Annotated in this window: 10 protein-coding genes and 1 pseudogene; 5 read left to right on the top strand and 6 right to left on the bottom strand. The window is 40.9% G+C overall.

All coding sequences use genetic code 11. The features are described from left to right. Positions 1–198 (top strand): annotated as a pseudogene (locus FTU02_RS16255) (hypothetical protein); the annotation flags it as partial. A gap of 10 nt (positions 199–208) precedes the next feature. On the opposite strand, the gene FTU02_RS15670 reads toward FTU02_RS16255, so the two are convergent. The 3 genes from FTU02_RS15670 to FTU02_RS15660 form a co-directional block, all read right to left on the bottom strand. Then, a complete protein-coding gene (locus tag FTU02_RS15670) occupies positions 209–1,471 on the bottom strand; it encodes a hypothetical protein (RefSeq protein WP_180157945.1) in 1,263 nt (420 codons plus the stop codon). Then, the gene (locus FTU02_RS15665) at positions 1,468–2,109 is read right to left on the bottom strand and encodes an ABC transporter ATP-binding protein (RefSeq protein ID WP_180157943.1); all 642 of its coding nucleotides are present in this window, start codon (positions 2,107–2,109) and stop codon (positions 1,468–1,470) included. Before FTU02_RS15665 ends, FTU02_RS15670 begins: the two co-directional genes overlap by 4 nt. Positions 2,110–2,219: 110 nt before the next feature. Beyond that, positions 2,220–2,816, bottom strand: coding sequence for a TetR/AcrR family transcriptional regulator (locus tag FTU02_RS15660; RefSeq protein WP_078194008.1), 597 nt, complete (start codon positions 2,814–2,816; stop codon positions 2,220–2,222). A gap of 95 nt (positions 2,817–2,911) precedes the next feature. On the opposite strand from FTU02_RS15660, the gene FTU02_RS15655 reads away from it, so the two are divergent. Then, on the top strand, positions 2,912–4,117 hold the full coding sequence (locus tag FTU02_RS15655) for an oxygenase MpaB family protein (protein ID WP_180157941.1): 1,206 nt from the start codon (positions 2,912–2,914) through the stop codon (positions 4,115–4,117). Between the two features lie 48 nt (positions 4,118–4,165). On the opposite strand, the gene FTU02_RS15650 is transcribed toward FTU02_RS15655, so the two are convergent. From FTU02_RS15650 to def, 3 genes are all read right to left on the bottom strand, one after another. Then, positions 4,166–6,232: a TonB-dependent copper receptor gene (locus FTU02_RS15650; RefSeq protein ID WP_180157939.1), complete on the bottom strand. Its 2,067-nt coding sequence runs from the start codon at positions 6,230–6,232 to the stop codon at positions 4,166–4,168. A gap of 71 nt (positions 6,233–6,303) precedes the next feature. Continuing rightward, positions 6,304–6,732: a DUF2946 family protein gene (locus tag FTU02_RS15645; RefSeq protein WP_180157937.1), complete on the bottom strand. Its 429-nt coding sequence runs from the start codon at positions 6,730–6,732 to the stop codon at positions 6,304–6,306. 81 nt (positions 6,733–6,813) lie between these two features. After that, positions 6,814–7,344: a peptide deformylase gene (gene def, locus FTU02_RS15640; protein ID WP_078191459.1), complete on the bottom strand. Its 531-nt coding sequence runs from the start codon at positions 7,342–7,344 to the stop codon at positions 6,814–6,816. A 119-nt stretch (positions 7,345–7,463) separates the two neighbouring features. On the opposite strand from def, the gene FTU02_RS15635 reads away from it, so the two are divergent. From FTU02_RS15635 to FTU02_RS15625, 3 genes are all read left to right on the top strand, one after another. After that, complete coding sequence (locus tag FTU02_RS15635) at positions 7,464–8,618, top strand: LysM peptidoglycan-binding domain-containing protein (protein WP_180157935.1); 1,155 nt, start codon at positions 7,464–7,466, stop codon at positions 8,616–8,618. 111 nt (positions 8,619–8,729) lie between these two features. Beyond that, the gene (gene dprA / locus FTU02_RS15630; protein WP_180157933.1) at positions 8,730–9,911 is read left to right on the top strand and encodes a DNA-processing protein DprA; all 1,182 of its coding nucleotides are present in this window, start codon (positions 8,730–8,732) and stop codon (positions 9,909–9,911) included. A gap of 31 nt (positions 9,912–9,942) precedes the next feature. Beyond that, positions 9,943–10,512: an L-threonylcarbamoyladenylate synthase gene (locus tag FTU02_RS15625; protein WP_111885874.1), complete on the top strand. Its 570-nt coding sequence runs from the start codon at positions 9,943–9,945 to the stop codon at positions 10,510–10,512. Positions 10,513–10,565 lie beyond the last annotated feature (53 nt).

The raw sequence follows: 10,565 nt of genomic DNA, 5'->3' as shown, positions 1-10,565 counted from the left end.
TTTTTAAACTTAAAAAATAAAACCCAACTTAATCAATTCAACCAAGTCATTGTTTTATCAGAAGTTTTAATCTTCATCACCGCCGATGGATGTGCATTCTACAGCATTTCTGATCCAACGCAACACCCTTTTCCATTTATTTTTAATTTTTCATTACGTTTGTTTATTTATTCTACTAAATTCGTGTTTTTTACTTAAAAAAGTGCTTTTAGCGTACAGAAAGCATGCAATACGCCACAGGCACCCATAAGATAAACATTAAAACTGGCATAACACCGTGCACTTCTTCAGGCTTTCTATACAACCACTGAATAAATGGAATGACGATACCAAATAATGTCACCATTAATAGCACATCAACGAATCCACCTTTCAGCAGTAGCCACAGCAATACTGGCACACTCATCACCAAGCCAATTATCAATAAAACACAGTATTCGTATTTCCTGAGCTGCCAAAGTGTGAACCCTTGAATGATCCAGAAGCGTTCTGCAGATTCAAAATTTGATTTTAAGTCCATTTTGATCACGCCTAGATTGAATAAACTCAGTGCAATATAGATGGCACACATCAATTGGAATAATTGTGAAGCAGTGAAATCAAGGCTCATGATGTTCCAAGTATCCACCTGTGTGGCGAACCAATACAAAATTACGACCGCTGTAACTGATATACCGATACTGACAATACGATGGGTAAGAAATCTTTTATGAAATGCCTGACGAATAATTAATTTATTTTGATTGAGCCAGAGGGGACTATATTTCTGTATCAGAAATACCCTAGGTACTTGCAGCTTAATTGGTTTTGATTTCCTACCGATCAGCCAGAATTTTATTGCCGCTATACAGATGAAAGTAGTTAACAATACCGCAATGAGTTGAGCGTCCAATATCGCTAGGCTCAAAATGGGCAAATATGTCAAAAGACAGACTAAAACCCAATATTGATTCTGTTGTAAAAACAGCATTTGTATAATTAATAAATTAAAGATCCAAAGTAGCATCAATACACTGATGCCAATGGAAGCTAAAAGTTCATACTCAACCCAAACATATAGAAGCGCCAAAACAAATGGCAATAACATCAAAAAGCTTAAACTGCCTAAAAATTTGATTTCCACTGCAAAGCGACTTTTGACCGTGATGGGCAATAGCGCTAGATAGTGATACCCTTCCCCACCACTCAAAGCTTTACGCTGTATCGCACACCAAAATACATTTAAGGCAAGAAAGCCTGTCCAAAGAAACAGATTCGTGATTAATGATTTGCAATAAACCAAATCAATAATGGGCTGTACTAAAGATAAGAGCAGTCCGAATAGCATTGGCCCGAGAATTAATGTGATTAAAATAAGTAAATGCTTTTGCCGTGCAACTGCGTCTGCTGTGGTTTTGACATAAAATGTCCATCGGTATTTCAAAAGCGTTTTTATAATTGTTCGCTGCCCAACAGGTCTTTGTTTATTCATGCCGCCTGCTCATTGGACTTTAACCGATCTAGCTCGATGATTTTTGCTGCAAGACTGTCTCTAAATACAGGATCATGGCAAGACAATAGAATCAATTTTGATTGGCTCTGCTGTAAAAGTATACTTGTTAATTCAGCCAAGGCATTTTGATCTAAGCCATTGCTCGGTTCATCCAAAATCAGTAAAGGTGCCGAAGTCATTAAGGCTGCAACCAATAAAAACTTTTTGGTTGTACCAAAAGACATGTCAGCAAATGGCGTGGCTAAATAGTGTTCTAATTTAAATTTTTCAATGAAGATTTGATACTGCTCATGCGCTATCCCTCGAATATTACATATTAAATTCAGAAACTCCTGCCCATGTAAAAAATCATAAATAGGGCTTTTATCTGGCACATAGGCCACAAGTTTCTTGTATTCATTGTTGTGAGGGGCATATTGTTGATCATTAATCAAAATATTGCCTGCATCAAAATCCAACATCCCAGCAATCATCGCAAGTAAGGTGGACTTCCCTACTCCATTCTCAGCAACAACAGCGACAATTCCGAATTCGCTTAACTCTAAATTTAAATTTGAAAATATACGTTTTCCCGCAAAAGATTTGGACAGTTGCTGCAAACTCAAAGAAACCATCATGATGTTCCTGATTTATTATCTTAAGTTATTGATTTATTTTTGATCTATCTTCACATATCTTGGATCAGAATTAAATAGATTATTTAAGAGACAAATTTATTTTTTCAGTGTTATTCACTATCTAGATAAGCCAAAATCATCTTCGACAATTCCACTTTAAGCTGTTGTTCTGTAATTAAAAAACTATTATTGCTCACATAGCGCATCATGGTAAATAAAGTACTGTTAATGATCACAAAAGAGCGATGTTTCAGCGTCTCAAAGTTCCAATGTGAATAGTAGCGATTAAATAAATACATCCCGACTTCAAAAAAATGCTTTTCCAAAACCTGAGAGGCATCTGAATGACTGTATTGATGCCAATGTTTTAAGATCTCAATGAAGAAGCCACGATCAGCTTTCAACATATCAAAGCCAAACTGAATACAAAGTGGGATCACCTCATAAATACTGTGCTGCTCTTGCTCCACGACTATATTTTTTAGTGCCAACCCCAATTGTTCTGATTTTCTGAGCAGTAATTCTTCTACGATTTGTTCTTTATTTTCAAAATATTGATAAATTGACCCAACGCTCACGCCAGATTTTTCCGCAATTTTGGGCGTCGTCAGCTCCAGTAAACCTTGTTCTGCAATACACAACTGCGCAGCTTGCAAAATGCTTTCCACGATCATTTTCGCGCGTTGTTGTTGTGGTCTTTTTCTCATTCGTTTGCTCTCCAATGCCATAGTGTTATGCGAATTGAATGCGAATAAATATTCATATTAGTGTGGAATGAAACAATAACATTGAAGATCAAAACATGACCACTCACTTCAATACCCGACTGACTTCATTTCAGGCCACGCAGCAATCTAATCTGCTGAGTTTTCTACTGTCTCATTTGACGGGTCAGGCTGCACAGCCAAATTACGCTCAATATCTTGCCCTCAATAAAGCCTTGCAATGTGGTGACCCACAGATGGAAAAAGTGCTCACGTGGATGATGCAGAACCCTAAACAGCATCGTGAATATTTTGAAATCGCTTTATTTAAAGGTGTAGAGCAGCTCCCCTTTCCTATTCCTGAACTCGAACATTTTTTTAAGCATGTTGAACAAACACCGCCTTGGTTAGAGCCAGAAAAAATACAGCAAGCCCTTGAATTCACCCATCGGCTAGGGATTAATAATGGCTTTATTTTGCGCGATCTTTCACTTATGGTCGGTTATCTTTTCCCCGGTTTCAATCAGCCGCTCATGCTGACCGGTGCTTTAAATAAACAAGCCGGTACACGTCTGGCTGAAACTACCAAATGGTGGGTAGATATCACTGAAGAACGCGGACTCGAACGTTTGCATGCGGGGTTTACATCGACGATTTATGTGCGTTTTATTCACGCTTTGGTACGCCATCAACTCCAAAAAGGCAAAGACTGGGATTTTGCAACGTGGGGGGTGCCGATGAATCAATTTGACTTGGCGATGACCAATCTTGCCTTTAGCAGTGTAGTACTTTTGGGCATTCGCGCTTTAGGAATTTTTCCATCAAAACAAGAAACTGAAAGCTTTTTACATTTTTGGCGTTATGTGGGTTGGTTAATGGGTATTGATGAAAAATGGTTAATTGAAAAAGAATCTGACGGTTGGAAGCTTTTATATTGGATGCAATTTGTCCACCCAAAATCAGATGCAAGTAGCGTAGCGCTTGGGGCAAGTTTATCTAAAGAACCTTTTGAACGACAGTACAAATACCTTCGACCACTTCAGCAAAAACTGGCTTATCGACAACATCTGGAGCTGACACAATTTTTTATTGGCAAAAAACGCATGCATAAATTAGGGCTCAAACCCCAGTCTGCCGCATGGTTTGTTTATTATTTATTGGCTAGAAATCTTGTCCTGTATTCAGGTGCTAAGCATCTCCCAAGTTTAAATCAAAAATTACAGCAAAAAGGCCGTGCGATTCAAAAACTCGGTTTAGCACTGTATCAAAGTAAGGCCAAACAACTGGCGAGTATGCACCAATAAAAAAAAGCAGAGCGATCGCTCTGCTTTTTGGATGACAAATATCAGAACTTAGAATTTCATCGAAATACGTGCCCAATAATTTCGGCCAATATTATTGAACTGTTCATCTGCCGCTAAGCCTGTACCGGCATCCCCCAACTTATTTAAATGTTCGGTGTAGGTTTTATTCAAGAGATTATCTACACCCACAGATACATCTACACCCTCATCAATATGATAAGTACCATTTAAAGAAAGCGTACCGAAGCCTGCACTTTTCTGTAGATCGTATCCCACAATATTACCTTGGTTTGGACTAATCCGATTTTGACCATCAACAACACGCCATAACGCACCCAAAGTATAATTATCCTGAATGTAACGTAAATTTACCCGAGCTTCTAAAGGTGAGATTTGTGGTAATGGCGTATTATCCGTGGTGTTTTCCCCCCACGCATACATTGCGCTGACATCTGCTTGGATCGCATCTGTAAATTGATAGCCAATCCCAGCTTCTGCACCTGCAATGGTTGCATCGATATTTCGACTATGCGCTTCCATACCTCCTATCATTCCTGTTCCAGGCTTATAACTCGTTAAAATATAATCATTCACCAAACCAGCATAAGCCGACACCCAAGAATTCAAAGCACCATGTTGATGTTGATAGCCCATATCTAACTGAAGCGTTTTTTCCGTATCAATATGATTGAATATATTGATATCACCATTTCCTGATTTTGGGCTAAATAATTCCCAATAATCTGGCATACGTTCTACATAGCCTAAACCAATATAGGTTTTACCATCATCATGTTCAGGATGTGTATTTTCAAAACGGATAAAGCCACTTGTTAAGGTTTTATCCAATTTACGGTTATAACCTTGATCAATTGAATCTTGTCGTTCATCTTTCACATCGACTTGATCAAACCGAACACCTGAAACCAAACTGTTTTGATCATCAAAATGATAGGTTAATTCACCAAAACCACCATAAGACTGATATTTCATGTCTGTCATACGTGGCTGGTCTTGATAAACAATATGATTTTTTGAATCTGTTTTACGAATACTATGTTGGTTATTTTGGCTGTCGATACCCGTAATAAATTGAAGACTATCCCATTCATGGGTTACGGCCATACGAGCGTTTAATGTTTTACGAGCAACATTAGTCGCCATTTTCATCATTGGTTCAGGACGTAAACTATAGTTATCCATGACATGATCATTAAAGCTATAGTTCACTTGTGCTTCAATTTTCTTAATCACCTCAGTGACATTCTTTTTCTCGACTCGAAGCCCCAAGCTTTCGCGGGCAAATTGTGAACCATCCATCATTCGGCCCGCGTACACCGCCTCACCATCGGCTTTACCTCCAGTAAGTTCTACCCATGTATCTTCGTTTGGCGTCCAACCGAGTGCCAAATCTGTATTCCAACGCTCCCAGTCTGACGGTACAGTATTACCATCTCCATCTTGGTAGCTGTCTGCAACAGAACGGCTAGCATTTAAACGGACATATTTATGCTCATCCCCCACGGCCGCTTCGACATTATGATCTAAACGACCATAAGAGCCGATCATCACACTGGCTTGACCACGGTAGTTTTTATCAGCATCGAACTGTTCCTGTTTGCGTTCAAACAAGACTGTTGCAGCAGAACCTGTATTGGCATATTGAACCGTTTGAGGTCCTTTAATTACTGAAATTCGGTCATAACTTTCAGGGGAAATATAAGAAGATGGTGCATCCATACGACTCGGACAAGCCCCGAGATTTTCTGTGCCATCGGTCAAAATTTTAATGCGTGAACCAAACATGCCACGAAACGTCACATCGCCGTTGGTTCCTGCGCCACTTTTCACTGCACTAAAACCCACGATGCTTTTTAAATAATCGGCCCCATCACTGGCAGGTATCGGTTGAATCGGCTGTTTGGGGTTGGCACGAACAATCAGGCCATTGGCATCATTCCCCTGATGTGATGTCACCACAATCGGTGCCAAAGTCTGAACAGCATTGGTTTCCGTCATCTCTACGGACATCTCGTCAGCTATCACCGTAGTTGAATAGCAGGCAACACAAATTGCAGCCGCAAGAGGCTGTAGAAAAAATTTAGGCTGAGCCATGTTTATCTCACAAAATACATAAATAAAGGCGTACCTGAGTCCTCAAAGACCCAAGTTAAAAAACGTCGGATTTATGCAGCGAGTGGCGGGGCTCGACCTTGCGGAAATAAAAAGAGTTGTTGAAGAACAAACCAGACATGCTTGAAAGCTTTTTGAAAAGCAATTAAACGAACTTGAATTCGATCAAGCACTTCTTTCACATCAAGTTCAGGGGGCAAAACCAAATTGCCATAGACGGTACAATACTGACATTGATGACTGGCATCATGTTCATGGGCAGTATGATCGACTTGAACCTGCTCTACGTGAGCGGATGATGAATGGTGTGAATGTGCGGTATGCTCAGTATGAGCATTGGGAAGTAAAAGTGCACGCGTAATGGTTTCGCAGACCGGAGCAACTTGATATTGCTTGGGCAACAATGGCTGTAAAAAAACAGCAATCTGCAAAAAAACCGCTGCAAAGGACAGCAGCACTCCACTACGAAACAATACAGGCAAACCCTAACATTTGTCTGACCCAAGTATAACAAAGCCCAATCGAAATTGGGCTTGTCTCAAGTATTTTTTAACCGCGATCAATTAACGCTTAACTGCGACTTTATCTTTTTGGCGTTGGCGAACCAATTTTTCCACTTTGTCACGTGCACGTTGACGTTTCAAAGGCGATAGATAGTCGACGAATAACTTACCATTTAAGTGATCCATTTCATGTTGGATACAAACTGCGAGAAGTCCGTCCGCTTCCACTTCAAATGATTGACCTTCAAGGTTAATTGCCTGAATTTTTACACGTGACGGGCGCTCAACTTTATCGTATATTTGAGGCACTGATAAACAGCCTTCTTCATAGGGCTGCGTCTCTTGCGTCAATGGCGTAATTTTGGGGTTAATAAACACCATGGGTTGATCTTTTTCTTCAGATAAATCCATGACTATCAGCTGAATATGGTGATCTACCTGTGTTGCTGCCAGGCCAATTCCCGGTGCTTCATACATAGTTTCAAACATGTCGGCTGCTAACTGACGAATTTCATCAGTAACTTCTTCGACTGGTTTTGCAATGGTACGAAGACGGGGATCGGGGAAACTTAAAATAGGTAATAAGGCCATACGACGTCCTCACTTATGCCATTGATCAAAAAACAAAATGAAGGAATGCTTCATCAAAAAATTGTGTGTAATATCGTTATTATAACGCAGTTACATACATAATTTTAGGAATTATGATAATGAAAAAGGTTTTGAAGGGCATGCCAACTTTTAGTGCCTTGGGGTTTAAAAAACAATTATTGGCACTTACAGTCTGTGTAAGTGTGGGGATCGGAATGGTCAGTGTTGCAGAAGCTGCCCCTGCTCGTAACGTCAATCCACCGTCATTGAAGGCAGGTGCGCCTCAAGTTTATGTGGTGAAAAAAGGCGATACGTTGTGGGATATTTCCAAGCGTTTCTTAAAAAATCCTGTGCGCTGGCCTGAAATCTGGGCGAGCAATAAACACGTGAAAAATCCGCACTGGATTTTCCCAGGTGACCGCCTATTAATGTGTACCTACAATGGCCGCCCAATCATCGGTAAGGATGAAGGTGATGGTTGTGAAGGTATCATTCGTCGCTATACAGGTGGCACTAAACTTCAACCACAAGTTCGTGTTGAATCCCTCAACAGTGCGATTCCGGTTATTCCATTGGAATATATTAAGCAATGGCTTGAGCGCAGCATGATTGTTGCAGCTGATTCTGTGGAAGGCACACCTTACATTTTAGGTACAGCTGATCAACGTGTATTAGCTGCCAAAGGCCAAACAGTTTATGCACGCGGCCAAGGTATGCAAGTCGGTCAACGTTATGCTGTTTACCGTGAAGGTGAACCGTACATCTTTACCGATGCAAACGGCAAAAAATACAACGCAGGTTTAGAACTGATTCAAGTCGCTTCAGGTGTTGCCGTTCGTGGTGAAAATGACATTACCACTTTAGAACTGACCGATACTTATAATGCCGAAGTTCGTCGTGGCGATCGTGTTCTTCCTGAATATGACCCAATGCTACCAACGCTGTTCTATCCAACCAATGCTGAAAATGTCACTGCTGGCGGAAGTGTAGTTCGTGTTATGGGCTCGATTGGTACTGCAGCAGTTCACAGTGTGGTGACGATCGACCGTGGTAGCTTACAAGGCGTTCAATCTGGTCAAGTCTTTAGCGTGAACCAAAAAGGTGAAATCGTGACTGATCCAAAAACCAAAGAACGTGTTCAACTTCCAGGACAACGTATTGGCAACATCATGGTATTCAAAACATTTGATAACTTAAGCTATGCTTATGTACTTGAAAGCGAATTACCAATCAAAGTGGGTGCAACGATTCAGCCACCACTGATGGATGACTAAGACTAAATCCATAAAAATGAGGCTGTATTTCAGCCTCATTTTTTATTATCCAACAACAATATCACTGATCATTTTAAACCATAAAAAGAAGACATATTCAAAGGTCTCATTATGCTCAACTCATTAACTGACTTGCATTTAGATTACATTCGCCTGTGGTTTGTGGTGCAACACTCACTTCGTAGTTTCTATAAAATTCAGCAGCACTATCCTGCCCTACACCACGCCCTTCAGCCTGATCAAATCACCACTTGGCAAAAATTGGGACTGCATAAAAATCATTTACAGCGCTTTGAAGAATTTCATAGTCCAAGTGGACAGCTTAGCTTTGAAAAATGTCTCAAGGATATTGAACAATACAGTGACTTTGTACTGATTCCTGAAGATCTAAACTATCCACAACAACTTTTACCTTATAGCGACAAGCCGCCGATTCTATTTGGGCAAGGTAATGCCCAAGCCTTGATGCAACCCCAAATTGCGATTGTTGGTAGCCGCAAACCCAGTCCCCAAGGTCGACAAATTGCCTATGATTTTGCTTATTATCTGAGTGAGCAAGGGTTCTATATTAATAGCGGTTTAGCACAAGGAATTGATGAAGCGGCACATCGCGCTGCCATACAACACCACAGAACCATTGCCGTGATGGGTACAGGTTTAGATCAAACTTATCCGACCGCACATCAGAGTTTAAGACAAGAAATCATCCAACATGGGGGAACCGTAATCAGTGAGTTTCTTCCACACACTCCCCCATTGCAACACCATTTTCCACATCGAAATCGTATCGTGAGTGGGCTTAGTCTTGGTGTCATCGTAGCGGAAGCGGCATTAAAAAGTGGTTCACTGATCACAGCTCAACGTGCTGCCGAACAAGGCAAATCTATTTTTGCCATTCCAGGCCATATTTATAGTGAGTCACATCAAGGTTGCCATCAACTCATACGCGAAGGTGCAATTTTGATTGATCATCCACAACAGGTCATTGAAGACTTGGCATTGGCTACACAATGGCAATCGCAGGCTGCCGAAACCTTAACAACCACCGAAATAGAGACACCCAAAACAGCAATACCGGACACCCCGCCACCCGAACCTATCCCAGAACATTTAATTGCGCTGTATCGGCAACTCGATTGGGTCGGCCAAAGCCTTGATCAATTGTCCATTCAACTCAAAATTGATACCGCGACATTGACCAGTCAACTGATGGAATTAGAGTTAATGGGCTATGCCACACAACAAGCCGGACACTACTTACGTTGTCGAATGGGTAAATTAGGTTCACAATAGTCCTTTGTCGAATCAGATAAGGTCTATAGAAATGATTACCACCTCTGTTGCAGAAGCAGCTTCCTGTCTAAAAAAAGGTCAGGTTCTCGCATATCCTACAGAGGCTGTTTGGGGATTGGGCTGTGATCCCTACAATGAGCAAGCCTTTCTCGAAATTTTGCGCTTAAAACAACGTCCCATTGAAAAAGGTGTGATTTTATTGGCGGCCAATGTCGCTCAAGTTGAACACCTGCTCCAAGGCTTAACAGAAGATATGCGTCAGCAGGTCATTGCGACATGGACCAACCGTAAACCCAATGAACGTGCAACTACATGGTTATTACCGGCTGGCGACCATATTCCAACATGGATTAAAGGCAATCATCCAAAAGTCGCAGTCCGTGTGACTACCCACTCTTTATGTGTGGCTTTATGCCAAGCTTTTAATGGCTTTATTGTGTCTACTAGTGCCAATCCTGCTGGATTAACCCCTGCACGGTCCTTACAAGAAGCCAATCAGTATTTTGCCAATGAACTAAATTACTTAAATGGTGATCTCGGCCTAAGCCAAGAACCAAGCAAAATTATTGATGCTGAAACAGGTGAAATCATCCGCGCATAAGCTCGGATGCCTGTCTATACCTGCCTTTTAGAAAATACAAACAAAAAAAAGCT

This window comes from Acinetobacter sp. YH12045, assembly GCF_013419925.1.
Taxonomy (GTDB): Bacteria; Pseudomonadota; Gammaproteobacteria; order Pseudomonadales; family Moraxellaceae; genus Acinetobacter; species Acinetobacter amyesii.
Note: the sequence above shows the minus strand (reverse complement) of the source record. Positions and strands in the feature narration are given on the sequence as shown.

Excerpts from the sequence above, each read along its gene's own strand:
- FTU02_RS15670 (WP_180157945.1), bottom strand. The coding sequence starts at position 1,471 with ATGAATAAACAAAGACCTGTTGGGCAGCGAACAATTATAAAAACGCTT.
- FTU02_RS15665 (WP_180157943.1), bottom strand. The coding sequence starts at position 2,109 with ATGATGGTTTCTTTGAGTTTGCAGCAACTGTCCAAATCTTTTGCGGGA.
- FTU02_RS15660 (WP_078194008.1), bottom strand. The coding sequence starts at position 2,816 with ATGAGAAAAAGACCACAACAACAACGCGCGAAAATGATCGTGGAAAGC.
- FTU02_RS15655 (WP_180157941.1), top strand. The coding sequence starts at position 2,912 with ATGACCACTCACTTCAATACCCGACTGACTTCATTTCAGGCCACGCAG.
- FTU02_RS15650 (WP_180157939.1), bottom strand. The coding sequence starts at position 6,232 with ATGGCTCAGCCTAAATTTTTTCTACAGCCTCTTGCGGCTGCAATTTGT.
- def (WP_078191459.1), bottom strand. The coding sequence starts at position 7,344 with ATGGCCTTATTACCTATTTTAAGTTTCCCCGATCCCCGTCTTCGTACC.
- FTU02_RS15635 (WP_180157935.1), top strand. The coding sequence starts at position 7,464 with ATGAAAAAGGTTTTGAAGGGCATGCCAACTTTTAGTGCCTTGGGGTTT.
- dprA (WP_180157933.1), top strand. The coding sequence starts at position 8,730 with ATGCTCAACTCATTAACTGACTTGCATTTAGATTACATTCGCCTGTGG.
- FTU02_RS15625 (WP_111885874.1), top strand. The coding sequence starts at position 9,943 with ATGATTACCACCTCTGTTGCAGAAGCAGCTTCCTGTCTAAAAAAAGGT.